Source organism: Verrucomicrobiota bacterium, assembly GCA_027622555.1.
GTDB lineage: Bacteria > Verrucomicrobiota > Verrucomicrobiia > Opitutales > UBA2995 > UBA2995.
Genome location: JAQBYJ010000029.1, coordinates 31,685 through 58,063, shown reverse-complemented (window position 1 = coordinate 58,063; position 26,379 = coordinate 31,685). Strand labels below are relative to the sequence as shown.

Sequence of the window (26,379 nt, the reverse complement as noted above, 5' to 3'; positions counted from 1 at the left end):
CTCCCATGAGCGCATGCATCGCGATCTGAAAGCAGAAGCCACCCAGCCGCCCTCGCGCAATCTATCGGCGCAGAAGAAGCGTTTCGAACGCTGGAGATATGAGTATAATCATGATCGTCCCCATGAGGGTCTGGACATGCTCCGACCCGCCGAAATTTACCGCAAGAGTTCCAGGCGTCTTGGCGAGAAGTACAAAATGCTCTATCCGGATGGTTATGAGCTAAAGCGCGTGAGCGGGTCGGGACATATCTCTCATCTAGGCAAATGCTTCTATATGAGTGAGATCTTCGCAGGCTGTAATGTAGGGTTGTTTGAAAATGAAAAAGCAATTACTGAGCTGCACTATGCCAACCTGCATCTAGGAAATCTTGAATTTAACTGCAACGATCCATATCGCCCTGACTGCATAATCGTAAAGCCAGACCAAACCCCGCGGTCGAGTCGAGAGCGCAGAAAACAAACCAGAAGAAAATAACATGATTGCATTGCAAGAGCAGCTTGCGTCGCTTCGCTCCGGCCTTGCCGCTACGCGGCACCTCCTACGGAGGACGGCCTCCACGAAGCGACGCAAGCTGCTGACCAACCAAACCTTGACCCACATCCTCAACTCAAACATATACCTCCTAACTGTAACCGATGTCTTTAGATAAAGTGTTACCGATGTCCCTGTTATACCGTAGGAAGAAGAAAAGCAGAAAAAAGGGTCGAAAAGCAGAAAAAAGGGTCGATGTTCATATTTCATATTTGGTAGAAAGAGGTCAAAAGGCCGGGCACACATGGTACGCTAAAAACCGTTATGCCTTGGGACAATTTGGACCTAATGGATGAGAAACAACGATTTGTTCTCTTGGAACTAAGCGGTCGTTTCAAGATCACGGCGCGTTGTCACGACTTCGGTATTTACCGTAAGTTGCTCCGATAGCTTGGAGAGCGGTACAAGGAAATCGCGGCGTTCCATCCGTCGCTTAAAAGTTGTGGAGTACTGAAGAAAGCCATTCCTATGGTTTTGGGCAAACCAAGGGTTTCAAATATTCGCTTCAGTCACTGACACTGTGAAAGAGACATAGAGGTTGATAAATCTAAACAGGAGAGCATTTCGTTCCCGAATTTTGTTTACTAGAAACGTGTCGGGAGATACACCAAGTCGCTTTGTTTGAAATAACGGAGCAACACAACAGTCCATGGCGACCCCCGCATTCTCTAGTAAGATAATCGCAGACACCGGAATCAGTTTCGGTGATGAGGGAAAAGGTAGACTCATTTATGAGGCCATTTCCGAATTGAAAGAAACCACTGGGCAAGAGGATCCTGTGGCGATCGTTCTAAAAGTAAATGGAGGCGCAAACTCAGGTCATACAGCCGGGGGGTTGAAACTCAACCTGCTTCCAGCCGGCGTCATAGCCAAAGAGGTCCCTCACCTGGGCATCGGTGCCGGGGTGGTTGCTGATCCCCGCAAATTTTTATGGGAAGCTATTCCTTTGGAGGCGCGTGGTTACGATATAATAAATCGTTTGGCGATAGATGAGCGAACCATGGTTTCGGACCTGACTCACAGGCTGCTAGACCTCGCATTCGAATATTACCGGGCAAACATCCTTGGCGAAACTCCACGTGGTTCGACGGGGCGCGGTATTACTCCCTCTTTTCAGGACGAGACCGGACAATGGCAAATCCACTACGCGGCGTTCCGTGATTCAAAGGAAGCGTTTCACAAAAAACTGGCCCAGAAATGCGACAGAGCCGTCCGTACGATTCAACACGTTTGTCAGGTTCCAGAGGAAGAGTGGGCGAAATTTTTCGACACACTGACAACAGCCGAAGTGAGAGCGAATCAGGAGAGTATCGATGCAGGAATATTTGATGCCTCGGAATTCGATTTTGGAATCTTCAAAGGAGAGACGCCTTTCACGATCAACGTGGATAAACTCGTCGATGTCTATTGGGAAGCAGGACAAAAGCTGGTTTCCCAAGTTAAGGATATCAGGGAACTAGTAATCAAGGCACTGGAAGATGAAAAATATATCATCGGAGAATTTGGCCAAGCTTACTGGTTGGATAAACGCCAGGGATTTAGCCCAAACGTAACAGCCTCGCACAGTTTTACTCCGGAGATTTTTAATTCAGCCGGAATTCCAGTGCAACCGGTTCACACCATCGGTGTAGCCAAGGCTTACGATACCAAAGTAGGCACCCATCTTTTTATTACGCAGTTTGACGAAGAGGATGCACTCGGCAATTTTTTGAAAACCCTGGAATTCGGAACCTCTACCGGACGCCAACGCATGGTCGGTTGGTACGATGCGGTTGAAAAAGGAGATGCGCTTCGCTATGGAGGTTTGCAGGACTTGATGATAAACAAGCTGGATGCGTTAAGCCATAATGACGAATGGAGCGGGTCGCTGAAAATCTGTGTGGCTTATCGGGACAAAGCAGGGAAACGCGTGAACCATGTGCCGCGTGATGATTCCTACCGACAAGAATTGACCGCGATTTATGAAGAGTATGAAGGTTGGGAAGAAGATATTTCTTCAATCAGAAGTTTTGCAGATCTGCCCTTGAATGCACAAAGGTACATCGCCGGAATGGTAAAAGCTACCTGCGATGTAGCTTACGAGGGTATCACACCAAAAAAACTGGTTAACCTTCGTTATGTAGGAGTTGGTCCTGACCCGGAACAAATCATCAAGGATATTCCAGAGACCGAAGAATTAATCGGTCTGCTCACAAGCCCGGTTGGAGTTTAAACCCAAACCTAGATCAGATCCTGCAAGGCTGCACCGATTTCCTTTTGTTGTCCGGTAAGTCTTTCCAGCACTTCACCCAGCAGGTAAATGGAGCCCGTTACCACGATCGTATCGCCCGGCTGACCAATGGAGCAGGTTTCTTTGTCGGGGAAGAGTTGCTCAATAAAAGCATTTTCGCTCGGGCATTTCGATCTTTCAGGAATGTACTTTTGCAGATCCTCAAAGGTAGCAGCTCTAGGCTGTTTTGGCTCCAGGAAATAAAGCGCACGGGCATACCTGGCTACGGCGGGAATAAGATATTGGGCGCGAAGATCTCCAAGCGTCCCCACGACAATCCATGGTTTTTGACCGAGCTCCCGTTCGAGTGTCCCCAGATTTTCCTCAAGAAACTGCGCCCCTTCCGAGTTGTGGGTTGCATCCAGGATTACGGTCCTTCCGCAGGGGAGAATCATCCGCTGCCACCGCCCCGGCCAATCGACTTGTTCCAAGGCAGAATTCGAAATTTCCAGAAGACCAGGAAACGATTTCTCCAAATACTCGCAGGTGGTGATCGCTGTAGCAGCATTCCACCGTTGAAATGTTCCAAATAGGTTTGTGAGCGGATAGGCTTCCACCTCATCGCCAAATTTTTGTCGGACCGAAATCACTGAAGCATTCTTTTCAGCCGCAACATTGATTAAAACATCAGCTGCTGAATCGGGCACCCGACCTATCACCACCGGTTTGTTCTGCTTAATGATACCTGCCTTTTCTCCCGCAATTTTCTCAATCGTATCGCCAAGAATTTCGGTGTGGTCCAAGCCAATGGAGGTGATCACAGAGATCAGTGGATCTACCACGTTGGTCGCATCCAATCTACCTCCCAAGCCGGTCTCAATAATAGCAATATCCACCGCTTCATTCTTGAAATGAACCATGGCCATGGCCGCCATGAATTCGAAAAACGTAGGATGATTTTCTTCCCCTTCTCCAGCAATGGCTTTGGCGTGAATATCGAGATCACCGATCAGCGATGTAATTGTTTCGGGAGTAATTGAAGTGCGATTTACCTGAATGCGTTCTCCTAAAAAAACAAGGTGCGGTGAAGTAAAGAGCCCCGTTTTGTAACCAGCCGATCGGAATATCTTTTCGAGCATCGCAGCGGTTGATCCTTTGCCATTCGTACCAGCAATATGAATTATTGGATAAGCCTTGTCGGGCCTCCCCAAAGCTTCAATGAAGGTTGCCATGCGATCGATTCCGAAAGTGGAACCTTTGTTGCGCAGGCTAAACAGATAATCCCTGGTCTGAGAAAAATTCACAGGAGGATGCGGGTAAAATCAAATTGATCCTAGGCAGGACGGTCAGCTGACCACATCACCGATAGAAAGGATTTCAAACGCCCCTTCAACTCATGGCGGTGAACAATCTGATCGATGAGTCCGTGCTCCAACAAAAATTCGGCCGTCTGAAATCCTTTGGGCAATTCTTCTTTGGTGGTCTCCTTGATCACACGAGCACCCGCAAAACCAATCAATGCCCCTGGCTCAGCAATGATCAAATCGCCTAAGGATGCAAAGCTCGCCATAACTCCAGCGAATGTTGGATTAGTCAGAACTGAAATGTAAGGGAGTTTCGCTTTTGCGTGTCGCGCAAGTGCAGCACTCGTTTTCGCCATTTGCATTAAGCTTAAAATACCTTCCTGCATACGGGCACCTCCAGAGGAACAAATAATAATACCGGGAACTCCACGCTCCGTAGCCCGTTCGATACTACGCGTGATTTTTTCTCCAACGACTGATCCCATGCTCGCACCAATAAAACGAAAATCCATAACAGAAATTTCAATCGGTATATCATGCAGCTTTCCCGATCCGCAGACCACGGCATCGGTTAAATTGGTTTTCTTGCGGTACGTCTCCAGACGTTCAATGTAGGGTTTGCTGTCGGCAAATGATAATGGATCAACTGACGAGATATCTGCATCCCATTCTTCAAAAATACCTTCATCCAACAAAGAGTTCATGCGTGTATACGCATCTATGGGGAAATGATATCCACTCTTGGGTGCAACCAGCAGATTTTGCTCCAGCTCTTTGTTATAGATGAGATCACCTGTAATAGGGTCCTTCGTCCAGAGACCGTGAGGGATATCTTTCTTCTTAACGGTTACCGTCGAATATTTGGGCTTACTAAAAAGCGGCATAGTGAGGGATTATCCATGTCCGAGGGTAAGGATGTCAATACGATGGATTCCATCCTTTTTCATGGCCCGGGCGCAGGCGTTAAGGGTAGATCCCGTAGTAAACACGTCGTCTACAAGGATATGACGATCATCCGCTTTGATTTCCGAAGTTGGATTTATTTTAAAAACTGAACGAAGATTTCGCATTCGTTCTTTTCTGGAAAAAAGTGTCTGACTCGGCGTGTCGATGGTTCGAACCAGAATATTGGCCATTCGAGCAGACGGTTGTAGTCGGATCAACGCCCGGCAAAGTGCCTCGCTTTGGTTGAATCCACGTTCCCGGTATTTGCGCGGATGGAGCGGCACCGGAACAAGCTGGGCACCATCCACATAATCGATAAGGCCAGGACTGTTTGCAAACAGGGTATAAAAATCCTGCAGCAGGTACTCAGCGCCTTCATATTTAAATTTATGGACTAGTTCGCGACCTACTCCTTCCACAAGAATCACCGTCTTGCCCTGCCGATAGACGGGTTTCAATTCCTTACATTTTGGACAGGCCCTGTCACTCGCCATGACTGCACCGAAATAAGGATAACCACAAGTCTGGCAATGCGGTGGATTAACTTGAAAGATTTTCGAGGCGGCCGCTTCGCTTATAAACTGGTAAGGACTAAGCTCATCGACCGGTTCACCTGTGATGACGCAGTTCCGTGGAAATACAACATCGAGAAATGGGTGAACCAAGGTTTTGAAATCGAAAGCCACAACAAATCATGAATACCCAGAAGGTGTTCGAGGGTTGTAAATGAGTGAAAAATAAATCGCCAGGATAAGTAAACAGACCGTCACAAAATATCCATCGGTAAGTCTGAACGAGCCCCACCAAAGGGAATGCGTTCCAGCGTCAGGAGCTGCGATGCGCGTAAATAGTAAAATCGGCGTAACCCAACCGGCGTGTAATCCCACCGCTGCCCAAAGAGAGCGGCTTTTCAAAAAAACGACAGTCAAGATGAAGCCAACCAAACTGAGATTTAGAAATAGCACTAAATCAAAATTAACTACGATTCCGGCAAGTACCCAGAAGCCTGTGGTTAGTCCATCGAACCAGCTAACATCCGCTGGAGGCATGTCATAATCCCAAAGACCTATAGGATCCTTAAAGTGTAGGTAGGCAAAAAACAGAGAGGAAAAAACCACACTGATAATGGGTGTGAATGCCGTATAGAACATTCGGAACAATAATCCTCGAAATACAAGTTCCTCAAACGACGCAAGGATAAGGGCGGCAACAAATGCCATGACCATCCCCCAAAGCAAGGCACCAAAAGAAAGGGAGCTTGCGACTTCCACCACGCCTGCCGCAATCAGTATACCAAAAACACAAACCGCCCCAATCAACCCAAGCATGTAAAAACGAAGAAAGTAGGAAATCCAGGGGTAGTTTCCGCTATATCCTATTTTTCGAAATGAGAGCAGCCGACACTGAATAAACATCCAGGGAATCGAAAGTAGCAGAACGAACCATCGAGCTCGGTCAAAATACACAGGAAACGGTTTTGCGATGAGGGACTCATTCAGGGAGTTAGGAAAGTGAACATTCCACCATAATATGGTTTTGTAAGCAGCTGGTGCCAACAATGCGGCGATCAAATGCAACAGCAGCATAGCTACGACCAAGACCTTCAATCCCTTTAGACTGAACTGATACTCGTCACCGTTGAACAGGACATGGAAGGAGTCTCTTGAAAATCCAGACATTGATAAAACGTGTTTCAGGAAAATTGCCCCCGTGAGTCAGGGGTTAGCCTTCATTCCGCAAGACTCTTATCCAAAACTCAAGTACCAAGAAGTACTGGAGCTGAAAGGGTTATTCGTCGTAAAAGACTTCTTTAAGGAATAGACCGCGAGCACCGGCGGTAACCACATCTTTGGTTCGAACTCCGGATTTGAGGATCTGTTCAAAGCTTTGAGGACTTAATTTCCCACTACCTACTTTGAGCAAGGCACCCGTAAGAGATCGGACCATTTTATACATAAAACCGCTCGCTTCGAAAATTAAGGTAAGGTGATTACCGACAAGGGATGCGTCGAAACGCCGGAATTCTTTGACCGGATTTTCTTTGCCGAGTTCTGCGGCGAAGGCAGAGAAGTCATGCTGACCAAGCAGGCATTGACCCGTTTTCGAAATAAGATCCACATCCAGAGCATAGGGCACGGACAACCAATAGCGGGTTTCAAACGGACCGGCATGTCCCAAATAGATTTGGTACTGGTAACATTTCCCTTGAGCGGAATAACGGGCGTGAAATTCGGGGAAAATGTCTGTCACTGAAAGTATTTGGATGCTTTTGGGCAGATGGGTATTGATTGCCTTTAACAGAACCGAGCTGTCGTGTTTCCAATCAGCATCAAAATGAAATACTTGGCCCAATGCGTGAACCCCGGCATCCGTCCTGCCACTGCCATGGATGCGAATGGAGATTTTCAACAATTTGCTCAATGCAGCCTCGATCACATCCTGGACTGCATCCAGGGTAGGCTGCGTTTGCCAACCTGCAAAGTCGGTACCATCATAGGCGCATAGGCACTTCCAGCGATTCATGACTCGTCTTCGTCCAACGGAAACTCGAAGCTTTGCCCAAGTGATTGATCCAGATAATCCTGCAAAATAAGAGAAGCGGCCCTCGAATCCACCTCACCGGAACGCCGGTCCGGCTTTCGATTCTGCGCCTTGAGTTGCTGTTCTACCTGGTGTGAGGTCAATCGCTCGTCCACCGTCGAAACAGGTAGATCAACCCTTGTTTTCAGCTTTTCAATAAAGGCCTGCACTTCTTTGGCTTTAAATCCAGCCGACCCATTCATGTTATAAGGCATGCCTACGACCAGGTGTTTAATTCCTCTTTCGGCAATCACCGCCTGAATATGGTCGAAACGCGCTTCTTCGGTTGCTTCCACGGCTGCAGGAATAGGTATGGCGAGGCCGAGCGCATCCCCAAAACTGAGCCCAATGCGCCTCTCTCCCCAATCGATTCCTAAACAATTCACAACAGACTTGGTTAAATCAGGTGCTTAAATTTTTCATTTTCACCCAGTTGTTTAACAATACCTTTGATTTCCTGAGCTTTATCTTTGTGACAAACCAGCGTCGCATCGGCGGTGTGAACTACGATTAAGTCCTCCACCCCAATGATAGCGGTGAGATGTCCGTTCTCGGATACAACGATATTGTTGGCCGATTGCTCAAATATCGCCGTTCCCTTCGTCACGTTGCCCGCTTCGTCTTTTGGATAGTGACGCTCAATGGCGGGCCACGCGCCGACATCGTCCCAATCGAAAGCGGATTCCACCATGGTTACATTGGAAGCTTTTTCCATTATCGCAAAATCAACGGAGATTTTTTCAAGTGTAGGATAAATCGTTTCCATCAAAGCTTCCACTGATTCGCCAGCTTCCAATCCCGATGAAATCTGTTGTAAGCCTTCATACAAAATGGGTGTATGAAGCTTGAGGGCCTGATCGATTGCCGATGCTTTCCAAATAAACATGCCGGCGTTCCAAAAATATTCGCCGGATTCGATATAGCCTTGGGCAGTTGCTAAGGTCGGCTTTTCAACAAATCGTTGAACGTCATAAACCGGAGCCCCTTCAACTTCGCTTTGAGAATCACCTACATGAATGTAGCCATAGCCGGTCGCAGGCTCCGTCGGCTTGATACCAATCGTAACAAGTGAACCCGTTTGCTCGGCCGCGGAAAATGCCCGATCCAGAACGGTGCGGTAGGCAACTCCGTCATGGATAACATGATCAGCAGGTAAAATTGCGTAAGTCGCATCCGGATTTTTGGCCATAACCAGCACCGTGGCCAATCCAACTGCTGCAGCTGTATCGCGACCAATGGGTTCTCCGACAACTTGCTCGGGAGCTAATTGAGGCAAATCTTCAAGGACAATGGCCCGCTGTTCAGCATTAGTGATAACCATCAGGTTTTCAGCAGGGACCAAAGCAGCTACACGCTCGACCGTCTGAGCAAGCATGGTTTTATCGCCAACGATTGACTGTAAGTGCTTTGGCCTGGCCAAACGACTCTTGGGCCAAAAACGCTCACCGCGTCCACCGGCCATAATGATAATAAAGCGATTACTCATAATAAATGGTGCAGGCATTGATGGTTTCAATTTACCGCTGGGGCAAAGACTTTTTACTTCAGTTCCTGTTTGCCACCAGAAAAGTCGGTATCAAGGTTAAAACCATGGAAGAAAATACTTATCCACTCGAAGTTGATGTGTTGACGGCTGAGGCCGATTTCAAAAACGGTGCCATCTTGCTGGATGTTCGTGAACCGATGGAATTAGGCATATGTAAGATCGAGGGATCCCTGGATATACCGATGGGGCAAATTCCCGGCCGGCTTGAAGAACTGCCCAAGGAAGGTTGTTTACTAGTCCTTTGTCATCATGGCTCAAGAAGCGGACAAGTAAGCTCCTTTCTCCGAACCCAAGGATTCGACAACGCAGTTAATGTAGCAGGCGGAATTGACGCGTGGGCATACACTGTTGAACCGTCCCTGGTCCGTTATTAAATACCCAAAGATTGAATAAGAAACTAAAGAATGCTTTTCTTCTCCATGGAAACTCTTGTAGTTTTCTAAAAGTCACACTATTAGAACCTCCCTTTAATTATGAAAATCAAATCAAACCTTTCAGTCCTCGCCCTATTTGCGGCGGTTCTTTTTTTATCTGGCTGCGCCAAGTCAGTAAAAAATCTCACGCCTTCGGAATTTCCGCAGAACCCATCCAATATTTACACCTTGAGCGTTGAGGTCCGTGAAAAGAAGGATATGGGGGTGGTTAAAGGCTCATTGAGACCTAAAGTCGTAATTGACGGAGAATCTCGAATGATGACGCCAAGTCCACTGGGAGACCACATTTGGGATTACGAGTATAAGATGCCGTCAGGCAGCCGTAATGCGGTTTATTACTATGACATCGAGTACGAGGTCTACACCGCTCAATCGAGTAAGGTTAAGTCTATCACTCTACCTAAAGATGGGTTGCTGAAATTTACTTTGGTAAACCGGTACATTGTCAGCCTGGAGTCAAATCGAGGACCCGTTGGCGCGAAGATCCCTTTCAATGGAAGAGGTTTCTCTCCAAACGATAGGGTTTACATAGGTGGCCAGCTCGCAAACTCGGAATTCTTTTCGCCTAATGCGTTAAGCTTTTTCGTTCCCAGCCTTCCGGCAGGAAGTTCATACAATGTGACCCTTCGCGGCGAAAATGGAGAAATCGTTGTGGGATCATTTCGCGTAGATGCGGCTCAGATGCAAGTGCTGCCAGCCTCAGTGAGCGTCGTATCTGGAGGCCGGGCCACCTTGATCTTCACGATTCCTACGGAAGCTCCAATGGGCGGATTACCGGTGGATATCACTACCAACATCCCCGATAGTATCATTTTACCAGAGGTGACGATTCCTTCAGGCAGTAAGTCTGTGAGCGTTCCTTTAGAAGGCGGCACACCCGGAATTGGTGTTCTCTATGTAGAAACACCCGGTTTCTCGCCTCTTCAAGTGCCAGTCCAGGTAAGCAACTAAGCTGGCCAACCCTTTTTAATGCGAAAGCCGCCTTGTAAATAGGCGGCTTTTGTTTTTCTTCACCACTACGGGCAAAGTAGGTATGACAGAAAAAAGCAGTATTATTCGCATCGCAGAGTATTTCACCCGGTACCGACTGTTGTTTGTCCTAAACATGCTCCTGGCAGTTGGCAGTACCGCATTCTTGTTGTGCATTCCTTACCTGGTTGGCTACCTGATAGACGATGTCATTGTAACAAAAAAGGAAGACCTCATGTGGATCGGTCTGAGCTTGATCACCGGCGCGTACATTTTTAGAGACGTTTTAAATTATCTGAGGATAAGGTTGAACAATGTGATTGAGCAAAAAGTGCTGATAGATATCCGCGGTGCTCTACACGTGAAACTGATGCATTTGCCCGTCAGCTTTTTCGATAAGCGAAAGGCAGGAGAAATATCTTCACGGGTTACCGAGGACGTTGTGAATGTTGAAAGAGCCATTCTTGACGGTACCGAGGGAGGACTGACAGCGATCTTCACCTTACTTGGGATTACCATCTATCTATTTATTTCAAATCCATTCCTGGCTACATTTGTGGTACTCCCGATTCCATTACTGATCGTGCTGGCCATGAATCATTTTAAGATAAATCGCAAAAATTGGAAAGCAGTTCGAAACAGTACCGGGATTATGAATGGCATCCTGGTAGAAGATATTGCAGGCCATAGGCTCATTAGCTCCTTTGCGCTTCAGGGAAGGGAACAGGAACGTTTTAACAATCAAGCAGAGGATCTCCGCGTTAAAACGCTGAAGGCCATGTACCGGTGGGCCTATTACAGCTCGAACACACGCTTCGTGAGCAGTTTAAGCATGATTGCCGTATTGGGCATTGGGGGTCATCAATATATCCAAGGCGTTTTGAGTATCGGTGAGCTAACCACATTCCTTTTGTACAGCGGTTTATTACTGGAGCCTATTTCACGATTGAACGGCCTTAATAATTTGCTGAGCGCAGCGAAAGCGTCGGGCGATCGGGTGTTCGAAATCCTTGATCACGAGATCCCTATCAAAAGCCCAGAGGCAGCAAAACAGTTTCCAGAAGGCCCGATCGAAATCTCCTACAATCAGGTTTCCTTTGCTTACGAAACACGTTCGGCCATAATGAATAAACTTGATCTGAAGCTTCCTCCCGGTCAAGTCACCGCCTTGGTTGGCCATACGGGTGCAGGAAAATCAACTATCGCGAATCTGCTTCTTCGCTACTACGATGTGACCGGTGGTTCCGTTAAAATCAACGGCCTGGATGTAAGAGAATTAGATTTAAATTCACTGCGCGGGTCAGTCGGAATTGTGGCTCAGGATCCCTTTTTATTTGACGGTACCATTCGCGAAAATCTTTTACTGGCAAAAGAAGACGCGACAGAAAATGACATTTGGGACGCATTAACTGGCGCGCACATCCACGAATTTGTGGAACAGCTTCCCAAACAGTTGGAAACAGTTATTGGAGAACGCGGCATACGTTTGAGTATGGGTGAAAAACAACGAATTACCATTGCCCGGGTACTATTAAAAAATCCGAGAGTTGTAATATTGGATGAGGCTACTTCAAGTGTAGACACTGCAACGGAAAGAAAAATCCAGGAGGCCTTGGATAATGTAATGTCCAATCGGACTGTGTTAGTCATTGCACACAGACTATCCACCGTTCGAAAGGCGAACCAGATAGTAGTATTAAAAAAGGGGCAAGTAGCGGAAAAAGGCACACACCACTCCCTGATAAAGGAAAAGGGCGAATACTACAACTTTTGGCGAATGCAATATGATGTGGTAGACGAACAACCGCCTGAAGAAGAGGCATAAAAAAAGAGACCAATAAATTGGCCTCTTTTTTGGAAAATAAAATGGGGTTTATTTCTTGGCTGCAGCTTTGGTTTTTTTCTTCGCAGCCTTATTGGCAGAGCGCGTTTTCACGAGGCCGAGCTCTTTTTTAATATTTTGTATCGAGGGAATGGAGATACCGAACTCAGTTGCGATTTCAGATCCCTTCTTACCGGCTTTGACAGCTGTACCTACGCCTGCTTTAATAGCGGAAGTAATACGAGTGCGACTTGCTCTACCAGAAGCCTTTGCAGTCGCTTTGCCTTTACGAGCTGGTTTGCTCAAGCCTTTGAGTGCCGCAATTAATGCTTCGGTCGATTCCAGGCCAACTTCTTTGTGCAAGCCAATTAGTTTTTTATTTTGTTCTGCTGCAACAGCTTTTTCCAAAGCTGCAATTTTTGCTTTATAAGCAGCAATCTCTTTTAGTTTATCACTGGGCATAATTATATTAGTTTTAAGTATACTCTATTCTTGGTAAAGCAGTTGAAAACTTTGTTTCCACAGACCACCAAAAAAGAGCGAGTTACAGAATGAAAGCACTTTAATAAATGCAACCCAATTAAATAAGATCCATGTTGGCCCAATAGTGAACAATATGAAACTCGGATTTCGGAGAAATTTACGTAAAGTAAAAATATATCTATTAGGTGAATTAGAATATGCGAAACAACTATTCCAATTTTTTGGAAAAATTAATCGAAAGACTCTTATATTCTCAATTTCAAAGGAGAGGTCTGAATTATTCATTTTAGTAGGTATGCAGCCTGGGCGAAAACACCACTGTTACCAAGGGATTAGGCCTATTTAAGAGCAGTGGCGCGGATAGCTTTTAAATAAATGTGAAAATAGCCTTAGACGGGGTCAAGTCATGTCAAAGATTCGTGTAGTTCCACTAGTTTTCAAAGACATTTTCTAGAACCACCTATCTCAACTATCAATTTCGAAGCTAATCATTTGTTTCTCATAACAAATTTTTCCTCTGTAATGTCTACTTCCCAAATTTTTCCAAATGCCTCCATGGTCAATGGCTGGTTGGTGAGAGGGCTTGTGCTTTTTCTGCTTCTAGTCGGAGGAATGATTCCGGGACTTGGGAAAGAAGTAACTGCTTACGCAAAGCCGAAAGAAGATTACATTTACATCTACACCTTGGAAAATGAATATGAGACAACGCTGTTTCGTTCAGAACAATTTGAACCGATCCTGGAGACAGAAGACGGTTTCATAGTTATGATGCAATTGGGTGGTAAGCCGAAATTAGTTTTACTGCCCTTGGAAAGTCGTGATCGCAAAGTAGCAGAAAGAAAACACAAAGGGGTGGGAGTTACCTACACCGCCTATTTGTCATTCACAGAAGGCTATCTTCCTTTCTCGGCCGACAAATACTATGAAGTGGTTAAAAAAGAAAAAGGTAATCTATTCGTCGATTATCACTTAAAGGGATTCAGTAAAATTGTTGAAGTTCCTGAATCTCAATTTCTCGTAAAGTCCGGATTCGATTACCACCTCGAAGAATCCCTGGCAGAAGTAAGACAATCCTACAGTGCATTTCAAATACGTGAAAGCCACCCAAGCACGTGGAAATCGCACAAATTACAAAACCAAGCAGCACCTTCTCTAGAAAGCCCGACTCATGTTGGTTTGGTGGAAACCTCGATTCTTGCAGGCGACTATCAAACTTTGCTTAAAGCCCCTGCGACAGACATAGAAGGTGTAATAACAGAAATTTGGGTGAATCAACAGAAACTCTTGGTCGTCCCCGTTCTATTCACTCATGAAACGGAAGACAACTCATTCTATTTTGTGAAGATGCGCGGGTTCGAACGGCCGGTTTTGATAAATGACTTCAAGCTTGAGAAAGGATCTGATGGATACAGCAAAGTGGTTAGAGTCGCATCACTGGAAGGGGGCAAAAATCGCTTTCTTGAAATCACTGAGAATACATCTGTCGAATTCTACCCAAATTTCCACTTCCTCTCTCCAGGTGAAATTATTGCGGTAAGAAAAGGCTACGCAGGTCACTACCTGGCGGCAAAAGACGGCGAGTACGGAGTCGAAGACAAAAACATACAACTCACTACGCCGAGAGGGTTCATGCAAATGTGGAGGGATGAAACCATTAAAAATGATTTAAGCCCTGGTGACTCTCTCTACGAAGAACTCTTAAAATTTGAAATACCGGCTAAAGTAAGATCCGAAAGCGAATGGAGTGCGCTCGAAAACTTAAAGACTTTGGCTGCAATTGTTAAAGAGGTAGCCCCGTCAGAAAATGCAGATGTTCATGCCCTGCTTCGATCTTTGATGAGCTTGGAGTTAAAAGCTGGGACCTTAGGTCTGTCCTTACAGCAAAACCCCCAAAGGAGCCTTTTTCCTGCGCAGTATGAATGTTATTTCTGGTATTGGGAAAAAGCGTTTAACGATGTCAATGGACAGGCGGCGCACGAACGCAATCAAGACATTCTAAGAAAACAGATATTACGTTCGAAAATATTAGTAAGTGAAACCCAGAACCCAGCACTGGTGGATTTCTTATCCTCCCAAATATATACCTACTCCAATTTTCTTCCTGCACCATTAAACAGAATTAACTATCTCGAGTCAGATCCTCCCGTTTCAGCGAGCAAACTGATGGTCTTTGATTTTCCTTTGGATCAATGCTTTAAGCTCAATCCTGGAGGATTAGAGCCAATTACCATCGATACTGCCTCCATAGCAGCTAGAAGCTCAAATATCAAAGAGTCCATTGCCAGCAACTGGCTTTTGGATATCGATGCCCTTGGACTGTGGCAAAAGGCAATAATCGCAAGATTGGAAGAGGTTCAAGACCCAGCCTATTGGTTGGCCATTCAAGAAAAAGCAGCAGCCGAGAAAGAACGTAAATTAGAAATTGCCAGACAACGCGTGACGGCTGCTAAAGCGTTTCAAATTGAAGAAACTTCTGGACTGTTAAACAGACCGGAAGCGCCATGGGTAGCTGCCGGATCCTGGCTGTTCATCATTATGGTCGCTAACACCGGATTCTTCGCATTAAGAAAGGCCGCACCGCCAAGCAAATCCTGATTTAATGAGTAACCATATGAACAGTTCAGACCAATGCATTCAGCTTTCGGAGCTAACTCCGAAGCAGTTGGAGTCATTGCCTTTCGTTCCAGGCACTCTGGATAGCTTTGATGAAAAAGAACAACTACCTCCGACAGCACGCGCTCAATGGAACTACGTTCAACTAAACCCAACCGATTTTCTTCAACGATTCACAAGTGAACTCGGACTACTTGGCGTCCATGTAGCTATTTGCTTTATAAATAAAGAAATCTATGAAGACCCAAAAAAAGACCTCAAAACGCCGATAACGGTACACCTGATAGTACACCCCGACCAATACGAGGACGTTAAACGGCATCTTGCAGAGAAACGCCTATCTCACCAGGAAATGGAGGATCAGAAAGGATTCGCCCTCCCTTTCCTCGGAAGTATTCAAAAAGCTCTGGATACCTTGGAACTCGAATCTTTGATAAACTACTTGTTTATCAAAAACACCATTAGCAGGGAATCATACTGCATTTGGGTTAGTGTTCCAAAATCTTATCTTGAGATCCCAAAGCCAGCGACAACCCAGGCAAAGAAGACTTTGGAAAATACAGAAAAAAGGGTAGCCTTTGAGGAGGAAAATCAGGATGCACACAAAACCCATCCCGAACCGGCCAAGCCAAGTGAGTCCCGGACAAAAATTGCGGCAAAGGAAAATTTTAACTATGTCGTCTACGATGACTCCTCGGAACCCACTCCATCAACGACTCAACCCGAGGAAAAGCCGAAATCAAATTCTGTCATTATAGCCGAGAAACCCAGGCCAGTAAAAAAGTCGTTCCTCAGTAAATTGAAATCTGGGTCAAAAAAGAAAAAGACAGAGCGAGTTGCCAAAGTAAAAGTTCCGTCACCCTGCCCTACTGCCAAGTACGATAGTGCTCTATTTCTCAGCCTTGGTCTATTCAATTTCTTCGGTTCTGTATTACTGGTGGCTTTTCTGAGCTCGGTTCTAATTGAAGTTCAATCAATACTGATGGAAGCCACCACTTTTGTCGCCTTTGCTTCATTATTGGTGACTATGCTGGTGGTTAGACCCACTTTCAAATTTCCCCAAAGCCGACTATGGTCTTTGGGCGCGTATGCGGCCTTTGCAGGAATAGCAGGTTTCCAAATACTTTTGAGCGAAGCACCTGTCGATTCGTCCAATTATTTGACAACAGCGGCCATCACAATCGTATGTTTTACTTCAGCACTTATCGCCTCGTTGAAGCGCGTGGACCGACTCTCTTTAGGAAAAAACAAAAAGAGTAAGGCTGAAGAAAAAGTAGAAGGGGAACTAGCTGAATCCGAAAACGGGGAAGACCTTGGACTCGATGGCGAAAATTCCATGCGAACCATTCCAATGAATACAGTAGATGCGAATGTTCCATCGCCGATCATGTCATTACCCCGACGGAAAGTCGTTATGAAATCGACAAAGACTAAGGCCGGAGACAAAGAATCTGTCGAGGCGCATGTCCAAATCGAAGAAACGCCAAGTCCTGTACTAAAACCGGTTGCGACGAGAAAACCCATCCCATCACAACCTATTTCAGAAGAACAGAAAGACGTTATAAGAAATCGTCTTGCTCGAAAAGATCACCTGTCGACACCGGAAAATTCAACCGCTACTGCTAATTCAGACGATGGTAATCAAGCAAGCCCCAGGCAACTATCAACCGAAGAGATAAAAGCCCAACTTGCATCGCGCCTTATGCGGTCGAGATCCATAGGGAAAGAACCAAGAAAAGTGGATACGACTGCATCTACGGAGCATTCCAGAAACTCAGAGATAAATACCTCCACTGAGAGACCGACAATCAGTCTTAAAAAAAGTTGATAAGGAACAGAGCCAACCTGTATCAAATTAATCGGCGGGATAGTGAATTTGACGTGAGCTTAACCTAACTCACACACCGCTCTTCCGGATCAGAACAGGCAATTTAAAGCGCTAATCTCCGGAACAATTAGCCGTCAGTAAGTGAATGATTCAACGGAGTCCAAGGATTATTCACATTCGAGAACACCCTTATCCGATTTATTGTTTGGTCGATTCGGAAACTAAAAAATGCTGATCTTTATTGAGGTGTAGGAATCTCTCTTAACTCACCTTTTTTGGGCAAGAAACCAGCGACAGCTTCAACAGCCGGTGTCATAAAATCAGGCTCATTTCTGTTATGTACCCAGTATAAGAATAACCCGGTCCACAAAAGTCCAAGGACGAAAATCACCATGGAAATATGGAACGATTTTAGCATCTTGTAGATACTGAAAACCAAGAATATCCCAACAATAATGATACCAAACGTTGAAACATTCTCTGCCGAGGCATTTTGTGAAAACCAAAGCTGTAGAGACTCAATCGTGCGATTCATAATTAACTATTATTAGCTACCTTGAATGCGTATCGGACGGATGAAAGCAAACGTCGATCAAAAATCGAAAATTCAGCGGAAATTTACACCTCTGTTTGGCGACATTCGCTGCAACTCAGTATAGCATTTAAACACGAGAAGCAGCCAATTTGCCTAATATCACGCCACCTTCGCCAGTTTCCGGTAGCTTTCCCACCAGACCAGCAGTTCGTCCGGCGTGCAACTGATTCGCCTCACGAGAAATAAAAGAGATCCTGGGGCCGCGTTCAGAAGGATACGATCATCACTTCAGTTCTTTCCATTTAGAAAAACCTGCAAAATCGAACGATTAATCGAAGTCGTAGAGGGTATCATCCTTGAGTGGAGGTCCTCGAAAGGTTCCACCTGATTCCTCAGTTTCTTCAGCAGATCCCATCCCCTCTCCGCCTTCATCCCCTCCCATCAAATCGCCAAACTGCTCTTCAATTCCTTCGGGATCCGCTCCCTCCTCTAACTTCCGAACCATTTCTTCCATTTCACCAGTCAATGGTTCTCCGGTCATTTCAGCCATCTGCCTCATCAGCTTCCCCATTTGGCGAGGATCAGGATTGTCCTCGTCCATTCCTGACATGGCCTTTTCCAATTGGGCCATAGCCGCCATCATTTTAGGGTCGTCCATATCTGCGCCATCTCTCCCTCCCTCGGAGCCGGATTTTTTATCGACCCCTCCGATAGCAAATCCGGTCACTTTTTTGACCATCCGATATTCAGGATTATCAGGGCATTTCGGGATTAGCTCTGCTTGCGACGCATTGCGTGCGTAGAATTGGTATATTTTGTGATTATCGGGACAATAAAACTCGAAAATAGCCATATCAATTTTGAACTCTATTTGTTCACTAAATTCACTGCAACAAGTCAACTCCTGGGAACCATTAGTGAAATCGAAGTCGATGTTCCGTACGCAGTCTCTGCGCTGGAGTTAAAGGAGGAATCTCCATCATCGCCTGCTTTGTCTCCCTCTTGAATAGCAATTTTTGTGCTTCTGCCTGAAATTCCCGCCAACGGTCCCAGGGATAATCAGGAGCATGAGTCACATGCCTAAGCAAACTGATCCATTCAAGACGGATTCTTTCAACGTCTCCAAGCGACAATCCTTCTCCCGAAGAGAGTTCGCCCTGCTGTGCTTCGTAACGTGCCAGGACTTCTGCTGCGCCTTCTCCATACTCAGATGGCAACCCTTTCTCCAAATAACCTTCAAAGGTCGAATTACCACAGGAAGCTCGGCATATATTTCCTAAGCGTGAACTTAAGCCTTCAAAATTTCCAAATCGATGACCGGCACGAAGGTTGGCTATATCAAAGACCAGATCCGAAATCTCGTAAGATTTTTCTTCCAATGCGGACGCAATAGCGAGGCCTTCGCCATGATTGAAAAAACTGAATATTTTTCCGCGTACTGTAGGATGGCCTTCCCAATCGATAAGACCCAATCGAAACCAAGCTTGTGTAGGTGAAAGACCTCCCATGTCGCCAGATTCCTGTTCCTGGACATGGGCAGCAAACGAGCCGATGTCTTGGATCACCCGCTCTCGACGAGGAGCTCCCAACAAAAAATTCCCATCCGCGTCTTTCGAGGCAAACACGACTGCATCAGCAAAATCAATACGCCCGTACAGCGTACCTTGACGATCAACGACCTCAACTAACTTACCTCCACCAGTCAGGGCGGGAATCTTGGGAAGGATGATACGCTCAAACGGGTCGTAAAACCAGTAGCGCGAGACTGGCCTCGTTTTCTTAGCAGAAGGATTTATTACCTCGAGTCGTTTACGTAGCCATTTCGTCAAAACGATGTCCTTTTTATCTCCCTCTTTTGCCCACGTCGCCAAAGGAATCTCGCGGCCATAGCGTTTTTCCGGACTTTTTGAAACCAGGCAAACTTGTCCTTCGCCGGCTACCCGCAAAGTTTTATCAACAGACAAGGCCGGCACCCATTTGTCTTTTTGGAAAAGTAGACTCTTTCCTAGCGGGACCTTCACCGCAGCTCGCTTTCTTTCCCATACGCCTGCCACATTTTTGAACTCCTCGATGGTTCTGTTCTGCCTGGCTTCCCTCAATTTGGGTTGCGCCATCCGATTTCTTTCTTTGCGGGCGATGAAGTTCTCAAGACCCAATGATACCGCTTGTTCGCTGAAAAGTCGTTCGGTTAGCTTTCGTGCTGCCTCTAACGGATTTTCCCCGCGATCCTGAGCTGCCGCCATAACACCAATCAAGCTGGGCCAATCAACTTGGTTAACTCTCCGCAGCTTCAAAGCAGATGCCATATAAAGGCGAGGTTTTTCAGGAATTACCAAAGTATATCCTCGTGAATCTCGTCCACGCCGACCGGCTCGACCAAACATTTGCAAGAGCTCGTCGGGACGAACCCGATGAATATGATGACCTACGCGGTATTCCATGTCGGCAACCGCCACAGAACGCATCGAAAAATTAATGCCGGAGGCCAATCCCATGGTCGCAACCACAACTCTAAGTTGACCAGCCTTTGCCAAAGGTTCAATAACGCCGGCGCGTTGCAAATAACTGAGCCCGCTATGGTGATACGCAACGCGTGTTTTCAACAAACGCGACAATGATCGGCCGGCAAAATGTTGCTGTTCAGGGCTAAGCGTCAGGAAATCTTCTACAGAAAGCTCCTTCCCGAGTTGTTTGGCTAACATTTCAGCCGCACTTCGATGAGGGGCAAAAATTAACAACGGACCCAGATTCGCAGCCAATGCCTTGGATACTATTCGAGGCCAATAGCCACGAATCCTTGTCGGCACCTTTATTTTTAATTGCTCAATAAATACTTCCTCCTGAGGAACCGAACGTTGCATATGACGCAAAAGAATGGCGTCTCGCCCGAGACGTTTCAACCAACTCACAATATCCTGAGGATTCGAAACACTACCACTCATGATCAGAATTTGTGTTTCAGGAGGAGCCATGGCTAAGGCTAACTCATAATTCACTCCCCGAACCGGATCTCCGAGCATCTGATACTCATCTATCACCAACAAGCTTGGTCCCTTTCCGCGCAAAAAATTGCCTTTCTGAGTTTCAAGCGTGGCGACAAGAATTCGTGCATGGGGATTTTCAACCACGTCACCCGTGCAGATTCCCACATCCCATCCATGCTCACGCCATTCCATCAATTTGTCGTTCGCCAACGCTCTCGTAGGCACTGTAAATATCGCCTGTTTCTTTAACCCTTGGGAAACGAACATTTCAAAAATAAATGTCTTTCCTGCACCCGTTGGAGCGTGAACAACCACGTCGTTTCCTGCTAACAGGTGCCGCACCGCTTCCTGTTGCCACAGGTCCGGGATTAAAAGATCAGGTTGGAGGGTTGAATCCATTGAATAATTGAAGAGCACACTGGAAATATTTGACGACCGGTGCTTAATGAAGGGAATCTTCCGGGTTGCGCTTTGAAATCTCAAGAATATCCCTTGACGCAAAATCCTTTCGATCTTTACTCGGTTCGTTTTAGGGATGAGTGACTCTTTCAACCTAGATAAGCATATTCATTTATGGATCAGACTGCAGAAAACGACTCGAAAGAAAGATTGGTTGAAGTCATCAACAAGATGGGCATTCACGCCCGTCCCGCTGCTATGATTGTCCGCATATCGAACAGACATAACGCAGAAGTCTACGTCGAAAAGGATGGTGAGATGGTTAACGGTAAAAGTATCATGGGGTTAATGATGCTGGCAGCAGGCCAAGGATCTAAGCTCAAGTTCATCGCAAATGGGCCAGGCGCCCAAGAAGTTCTCGACGATATCGAGAAACTGTTCAAAGACAAATTCAACGAAGGCTAAATCATTCAAGTCCGTAAAAGGCCTCGGTATTGTTTCGAGTTATATTAGCCAGATCTACCTCTGAGACATTGAAAAGTTTCGCGCAATATTTTGCGGTCAGGGCGGTATAGGAAGGTAAACAGAGCTTCCCGCGATGTGGTATGGGAGCAAGATAAGGGGCATCGGTTTCGACCATGAGCTTTTCTATTCCTTGAGCCAACGCCGCTTCACGAACATCTTCTGCATTTTTAAAGGTGATGATTCCTGTAAAAGAGCCGCGCCCTCCCCGCTCATTTAATATCCGGATTGCTCGGACATTTTCGACGAAACAATGAAAAACAACTTTGCTCCAATTGATTTCCGCAGCATCCAGTTCCTCCATACAATCATCAAATGCACCTCTGGAATGAATGACTACGGGGCAATCCAGCTCATTTGCAATTTTCAATTGGACTCGGAAGGCGGCGACTTGAAATGCCTTTAACTCACCAGCCTTTTCTTCGTCATTTTTGGGTAAATGAAAATGATCAAGACCAATCTCCCCAAGGGCCACAGGCCGTGGCCCATCCTTTTGAAAAAAGGCTTTTAGTTGCTGAATCTGTTGCTCCCAATTTTCATCCACATTGCAAGGATGCAGTCCGACGGTATAATCAATAATTCCAGGATGCTGTGAGCTTAGATCCTGGTAGAGTTGCCAATCCTCATCACTCGTCCCTATCGTTACCAATCGATCCACACCTGCCTCGCGAGCATCTCCTATTGTTCTGTCCAATTCTTCCTTGTGGAAAAACCGATCCAGATGGCAATGACTGTCTATAATGGAGAAGGCATCCGACATACAATTCGAAACGCTGGCGAAGGGCGCAGTATAAATCAACCTTAGAAGCCATTCGAAAGGAGCTGAAATGTTCCCCGACCAATCCTCTTCAAACAATTTCAAACAGGGACCTGACGGGATAAAATAGGTCATCAAAATTCTTTGACCTCCCCTGGCAAAGCACTCTTATTAGCGACTTTCTCTTTATCAATTAATCTATGGAAAATGTTATTATTGTCGGAACAGGTTGTGCGGGCCTAACAGCTGCAATCTATACAGCTAGAGCTAACCTGAACCCGCTGGTCATCGAAGGTAATCAACCTGGTGGTCAGCTTACGACAACCTCAGAGGTAGAAAATTTCCCAGGCTGGCCTGAAGGGATCGATGGCTATTCGTTAATGGATAATTTGCGGAAACAGGCTGCGCGGTTCGGCACGCGTTTTGAAAATAACATGATTGATTCGGTAGATTTTTCCGGCGACGTAAAGATTCTCCGAGCTGGCAGCAAAACCTTCGAAGCCAAAACGGTTATCATTTCAACCGGTGCTTCACCTCGACTTATTGGTCTCGAGTCAGAAAAACGACTGTTTGGGACTGGCGGAGTTTCAACATGCGCTACCTGCGACGGCGCATTTTACCGGGGCATGGATGTGGTAGTGGTTGGCGGAGGAGATTCTGCCTGTGAAGAGGCAATCTTTCTTACGAGATTTGCATCCAAAGTTACTTTGATTCACCGTCGCGATGAATTGAGGGCTTCCAAGATTATGGCAGATCGGACGCTGGCGAATGAGAAAATCGAAATGTGCTGGGATTCTGCCGTTACCAATATCGAAGGCGTAGAGGAAAAGGCGGTTTCAGGAGTATCGGTCAAAAATCTGAAAACAGGCGAAGAAAAGACAATTCCTTGCAAAGGGGCATTCATAGCGATCGGACACATCCCAAACACCAAAGCATTCGCCGATACTTTAAAACTGGATGGTAACGGGTATTTCGTTGCTGAGGCCGGAAGTCAGGTAAAATCCAGCATTGGCGGTATCTATGTAGCAGGCGATTGTGTGGATCATGTCTATCGGCAAGCGATTACTGCCGCCGGGATGGGCTGCCAAGCAGCCATAGAAGCCGAGCGTTGGCTGGCCGAACGAGAATAAAATAGGTAAAATTTCCTGTATTTTCAGGGTATTTTCATTTTTGAGACTTTTTCTCAATTACTGGTTGCTTTTTAGAATAGTTCCAATTCCCTATTGTTACTCAGTCTCAATATCATGCCGATACTACACAATCATTTAGAAACCTTAAACCAGGCGCTGGATAAATTGGGCCTGCGTTCAACTCGCCAACGGGAAGTGGTTTACTCCGTCGTCGCTGAGGCAAAAGACCATCCTACAGCTGATGAGATTTTTGTACGAAGTCGACAGGAGATGCCTACGATTTCCTTAGCCACGGTCTACAACTGCTTGGAAACGCTTCTTGAGTGCTCACTCATTCGGCAGGTTAATTTCGTCCGTGAATCGACTCGTTATGAACCGAATTTGCAGCCTCACGCACACTTTTACTGCGACAAAACCGGCGAAGTTGTAGACGTACACCTCCCGGAAGATGTGTATGCAAGTCTCGCGAGGCTTCTTCCGCAAACCGCATCCGTTTCCAGCATCGAACTAAATTTTCGAGGGAGTATGCCCGACCACGCGATCAGCTAACTTCAACAATCACTCCTTTCTAATACTTACCACTTTGACATGAACGAATTAAAAATAGAATCGCTGAATGTGAGCATCAATGAGAAGCAGATTCTCAATAATTTCTCTTTAACCCTTCCAAAAGGTGAGGTGCACACGATCATGGGTCCCAATGGAACCGGGAAATCAACCCTGGCAAAGGCACTGGCAGGCCATGACGATTACACAATCGACTCAGGAAGTGCGACCATGGATGGCCAAGATATCTTGGCGATGGAAGTCGATGAAATCTCCAGAGCCGGTCTCTTTTTGGCTTTTCAATATCCCACAGAAATTCCCGGAGTTAGCATCGCCAATTTCATTCGTGCAGCATTAAATTCCCGCCTTCCGAAAGGAGAAGATATCGACGCTGTGGCTTATTACAAGGACCTGTATTCAGAAATGGAACGCCTGGACATAGATCGCAAGTTTACCAGTCGTTCGGTTAATGAAGGTTTCTCAGGTGGCGAGAAAAAGCGTTGTGAAATTTTACAAATGGCGATGTTGAAGCCAAAATACTGTATACTCGATGAAACCGATTCAGGGTTAGACATCGATGCACTAAAAATTGTGGCGGATGGCGTTAACCATATGCGGAGCAAAGATCGCGGCATTCTAGTCATTACCCACTATCAAAGATTGTTAAACTACATCGTGCCGGATTACGTCCATATCATGATGGAAGGCCGTATCGTAAAGAGCGGGGACAAATCCCTAGCCCTCGAAGTCGAAGAACGCGGCTACGATTGGATCAAAGAGGAACTCGCCGCAACCGTCTAACTTCAAAACCATTATGAGCACAAAAGCCGCAATAGATATTGATAGAGAAAAAGGAAATTTCAGCTACGATACTACCTACGACTACGACGCTGGCATCGGCTTGAGCAAGGATACCGTCAACTACATCACCGACGTAAAAGGTGAAGACGATTGGGTCCGCGAATTTCGCTTGAAAGCCCTGGATATTTTTTACTCCAAGCCTTTACCCACTCACTGGGCAACCAAAGACCTTGAGAATATCGACTTTGATAAATTCCGTTATTATTTATCCAAAGGACAACAACCGAGCCGCACCTGGGACGATGTACCAGACGATATAAAGGAAACCTTCGAACGTCTCGGTATTCCCCAGCAAGAACGTGCATTCCTCGCTGGGGTTGAAGCGCAGTTCGATAGTGAAGCGGCGTATTCCAGAATGAAGGACGAACTTTCCAAGGAAGGGGTCATCTTTGTCGGATCAACTGAAGGTTTGAAAAAACATCCGGAGATTTTCCGTAAGTACTTTGGAAAAGTAATTCCTACCGGAGACAATAAATTCAGTGCATTGAACAGCGCCGTATTTTCCGGCGGAAGCTTCATCTACATTCCGCCCGGTGTGAAAGTTAAACAACCACTCCAGGCCTACTTTCGCATCAACGCTGAAAACTTCGGCCAGTTTGAACGGACGCTGATCATTGCTGATGAAGGAGCTGAGGTGACTTACATGGAAGGTTGTACCGCTCCAAAATTTGAGACGACAACACTTCACTCGGCTGTAGTAGAGCTTGTTGCTCTGAAAGGTGCCAAAATTCAGTACATCACTGTTCAGAATTGGAGCTCCAACGTATTTAACCTCGTTACCAAACGCGGATTGGCTGAAGAAGACGCTGAGATCAAATGGATCGATTGCAATATTGGTTCGCGCCTAACGATGAAGTATCCCGGAGTAATCCTCAAAGGTCGAGGAGCTCGCGGGGAAGTACTTTCCATAGCCCTCGCGGGAGACGGTCAGCACCAGGATACCGGGGCCAAAATGATTCACGCCGCTGACGATACAACCAGCAACATCATAGCAAAAAGCATTTCTGTTGGGCAGGGTCGGTCTACCTACCGCGGGCAAGTCCACATTCCCAAGCACCTGAAAGGCTGCCGCAATAACACCGAATGTGACGCGCTGTTAATAAACACCAACAGCCGCACCGATACCTATCCCGCAATTACAGTCCGAGGGGATAACAATTCGGTTCAACACGAGGCGAGTGTCTCCAAGGTGAACGCGGAACAAATTTTCTATTTAATGCAACGTGGCCTCAACGAAGGAGAAGCCATGAGTCTTGCTGTTAATGGATTCATCAACGATCTAGTGAAACAATTCCCTATGGAGTACAGTGTGGAACTGAAGCGACTCATCGATATGGAGATGGAAGGGTCGGTAGGTTAATTAATCCTTGTTCAATCCAT

General features: G+C 46.2%; 24 protein-coding genes. 12 read left to right on the top strand and 12 right to left on the bottom strand.

What is annotated here, in order from left to right:
• Together O3C43_09945 and O3C43_09940 are read left to right on the top strand one after the other, a co-directional pair.
• The coding region (locus O3C43_09945; GenBank protein MDA1066813.1) for an integrase core domain-containing protein at positions 1 to 475 on the top strand (475 nt) is incomplete at its 5' end.
• Positions 476 to 1,181: 706 nt separating this feature from the next.
• Positions 1,182 to 2,744 carry an adenylosuccinate synthetase gene (locus O3C43_09940; protein ID MDA1066812.1) on the top strand — a complete coding sequence of 521 codons (1,563 nt, stop codon included), beginning with the start codon at positions 1,182 to 1,184 and terminating at the stop codon, positions 2,742 to 2,744.
• Between the two features lie 8 nt (positions 2,745 to 2,752).
• Here the strand turns inward: O3C43_09940 and O3C43_09935 are convergent, their stop codons facing one another.
• The 7 genes from O3C43_09935 to O3C43_09905 form a co-directional block, all read right to left on the bottom strand.
• Positions 2,753 to 4,045 (bottom strand): bifunctional folylpolyglutamate synthase/dihydrofolate synthase, encoded by a 1,293-nt coding sequence (locus tag O3C43_09935; protein MDA1066811.1) that lies wholly within the window; start codon positions 4,043 to 4,045, stop codon positions 2,753 to 2,755.
• 29 nt (positions 4,046 to 4,074) lie between these two features.
• Positions 4,075 to 4,929 (bottom strand): acetyl-CoA carboxylase, carboxyltransferase subunit beta, encoded by an 855-nt coding sequence (gene accD / locus O3C43_09930; protein MDA1066810.1) that lies wholly within the window; start codon positions 4,927 to 4,929, stop codon positions 4,075 to 4,077.
• Between the two features lie 9 nt (positions 4,930 to 4,938).
• Entirely contained in the window at positions 4,939 to 5,676 is a 738-nt protein-coding gene (locus tag O3C43_09925) for a ComF family protein (GenBank protein MDA1066809.1), read from the bottom strand.
• Between the two features lie 6 nt (positions 5,677 to 5,682).
• Entirely contained in the window at positions 5,683 to 6,669 is a 987-nt protein-coding gene (locus O3C43_09920) for a CPBP family intramembrane metalloprotease (protein ID MDA1066808.1), read from the bottom strand.
• Positions 6,670 to 6,778: 109 nt separating this feature from the next.
• Complete coding sequence (gene truA / locus O3C43_09915) at positions 6,779 to 7,513, bottom strand: tRNA pseudouridine(38-40) synthase TruA (protein MDA1066807.1); 735 nt, start codon at positions 7,511 to 7,513, stop codon at positions 6,779 to 6,781.
• On the bottom strand, positions 7,510 to 7,956 hold the full coding sequence (gene ruvX / locus O3C43_09910; protein ID MDA1066806.1) for a Holliday junction resolvase RuvX: 447 nt from the start codon (positions 7,954 to 7,956) through the stop codon (positions 7,510 to 7,512). Before ruvX ends, truA begins: the two co-directional genes overlap by 4 nt.
• An 11-nt stretch (positions 7,957 to 7,967) precedes the next feature.
• On the bottom strand, positions 7,968 to 9,056 hold the full coding sequence (locus O3C43_09905; protein ID MDA1066805.1) for a mannose-1-phosphate guanylyltransferase: 1,089 nt from the start codon (positions 9,054 to 9,056) through the stop codon (positions 7,968 to 7,970).
• 5 nt (positions 9,057 to 9,061) lie between these two features.
• On the opposite strand from O3C43_09905, the gene O3C43_09900 reads away from it, so the two are divergent.
• The 3 genes from O3C43_09900 to O3C43_09890 all read left to right on the top strand — a co-directional run bounded on the left by O3C43_09900 (position 9,062) and on the right by O3C43_09890 (position 12,344).
• The gene (locus O3C43_09900; GenBank protein ID MDA1066804.1) at positions 9,062 to 9,490 is read left to right on the top strand and encodes a rhodanese-like domain-containing protein; all 429 of its coding nucleotides are present in this window, start codon (positions 9,062 to 9,064) and stop codon (positions 9,488 to 9,490) included.
• 99 nt (positions 9,491 to 9,589) lie between these two features.
• Positions 9,590 to 10,501, top strand: coding sequence for a cell surface protein (locus tag O3C43_09895; GenBank protein MDA1066803.1), 912 nt, complete (start codon positions 9,590 to 9,592; stop codon positions 10,499 to 10,501).
• A gap of 82 nt (positions 10,502 to 10,583) precedes the next feature.
• The gene (locus O3C43_09890; protein ID MDA1066802.1) at positions 10,584 to 12,344 is read left to right on the top strand and encodes an ABC transporter ATP-binding protein; all 1,761 of its coding nucleotides are present in this window, start codon (positions 10,584 to 10,586) and stop codon (positions 12,342 to 12,344) included.
• 48 nt (positions 12,345 to 12,392) lie between these two features.
• Here O3C43_09890 and O3C43_09885 read toward each other — a convergent pair whose 3' ends face one another.
• The gene (locus tag O3C43_09885) at positions 12,393 to 12,803 is read right to left on the bottom strand and encodes a helix-turn-helix domain-containing protein (GenBank protein MDA1066801.1); all 411 of its coding nucleotides are present in this window, start codon (positions 12,801 to 12,803) and stop codon (positions 12,393 to 12,395) included.
• 543 nt (positions 12,804 to 13,346) lie between these two features.
• Between O3C43_09885 and O3C43_09880 the strand changes: the two genes are divergently transcribed.
• Both O3C43_09880 and O3C43_09875 read left to right on the top strand, forming a co-directional pair.
• Positions 13,347 to 15,419: a hypothetical protein gene (locus tag O3C43_09880; GenBank protein ID MDA1066800.1), complete on the top strand. Its 2,073-nt coding sequence runs from the start codon at positions 13,347 to 13,349 to the stop codon at positions 15,417 to 15,419.
• A gap of 16 nt (positions 15,420 to 15,435) precedes the next feature.
• Positions 15,436 to 17,265 (top strand): hypothetical protein, encoded by a 1,830-nt coding sequence (locus O3C43_09875; GenBank protein ID MDA1066799.1) that lies wholly within the window; start codon positions 15,436 to 15,438, stop codon positions 17,263 to 17,265.
• Between the two features lie 238 nt (positions 17,266 to 17,503).
• Here the strand turns inward: O3C43_09875 and O3C43_09870 are convergent, their stop codons facing one another.
• From O3C43_09870 to O3C43_09860, 3 genes are all read right to left on the bottom strand, one after another.
• Positions 17,504 to 17,800: a hypothetical protein gene (locus O3C43_09870; protein MDA1066798.1), complete on the bottom strand. Its 297-nt coding sequence runs from the start codon at positions 17,798 to 17,800 to the stop codon at positions 17,504 to 17,506.
• Positions 17,801 to 18,128: 328 nt separating this feature from the next.
• The gene (locus O3C43_09865; protein MDA1066797.1) at positions 18,129 to 18,653 is read right to left on the bottom strand and encodes a cytochrome C; all 525 of its coding nucleotides are present in this window, start codon (positions 18,651 to 18,653) and stop codon (positions 18,129 to 18,131) included.
• Between the two features lie 61 nt (positions 18,654 to 18,714).
• Positions 18,715 to 21,183 (bottom strand): DEAD/DEAH box helicase, encoded by a 2,469-nt coding sequence (locus tag O3C43_09860; GenBank protein MDA1066796.1) that lies wholly within the window; start codon positions 21,181 to 21,183, stop codon positions 18,715 to 18,717.
• 174 nt (positions 21,184 to 21,357) lie between these two features.
• Between O3C43_09860 and O3C43_09855 the strand changes: the two genes are divergently transcribed.
• Positions 21,358 to 21,648: an HPr family phosphocarrier protein gene (locus O3C43_09855; protein MDA1066795.1), complete on the top strand. Its 291-nt coding sequence runs from the start codon at positions 21,358 to 21,360 to the stop codon at positions 21,646 to 21,648.
• A 1-nt stretch (position 21,649) separates the two neighbouring features.
• Here the strand turns inward: O3C43_09855 and O3C43_09850 are convergent, their stop codons facing one another.
• A complete protein-coding gene (locus O3C43_09850) occupies positions 21,650 to 22,597 on the bottom strand; it encodes a TatD family hydrolase (GenBank protein MDA1066794.1) in 948 nt (315 codons plus the stop codon).
• A 65-nt stretch (positions 22,598 to 22,662) separates the two neighbouring features.
• On the opposite strand from O3C43_09850, the gene trxB reads away from it, so the two are divergent.
• The 4 genes from trxB to sufB all read left to right on the top strand — a co-directional run bounded on the left by trxB (position 22,663) and on the right by sufB (position 26,359).
• Positions 22,663 to 23,592, top strand: a complete 930-nt coding sequence (gene trxB / locus O3C43_09845) for a thioredoxin-disulfide reductase (protein MDA1066793.1) — start codon at positions 22,663 to 22,665, stop codon at positions 23,590 to 23,592.
• Positions 23,593 to 23,706: 114 nt separating this feature from the next.
• A complete protein-coding gene (locus O3C43_09840; protein ID MDA1066792.1) occupies positions 23,707 to 24,141 on the top strand; it encodes a transcriptional repressor in 435 nt (144 codons plus the stop codon).
• 39 nt (positions 24,142 to 24,180) lie between these two features.
• Positions 24,181 to 24,939, top strand: coding sequence for a Fe-S cluster assembly ATPase SufC (sufC, locus tag O3C43_09835; protein ID MDA1066791.1), 759 nt, complete (start codon positions 24,181 to 24,183; stop codon positions 24,937 to 24,939).
• A gap of 13 nt (positions 24,940 to 24,952) precedes the next feature.
• On the top strand, positions 24,953 to 26,359 hold the full coding sequence (sufB, locus tag O3C43_09830; protein ID MDA1066790.1) for a Fe-S cluster assembly protein SufB: 1,407 nt from the start codon (positions 24,953 to 24,955) through the stop codon (positions 26,357 to 26,359).
• Positions 26,360 to 26,379: the final 20 nt, after the last annotated feature.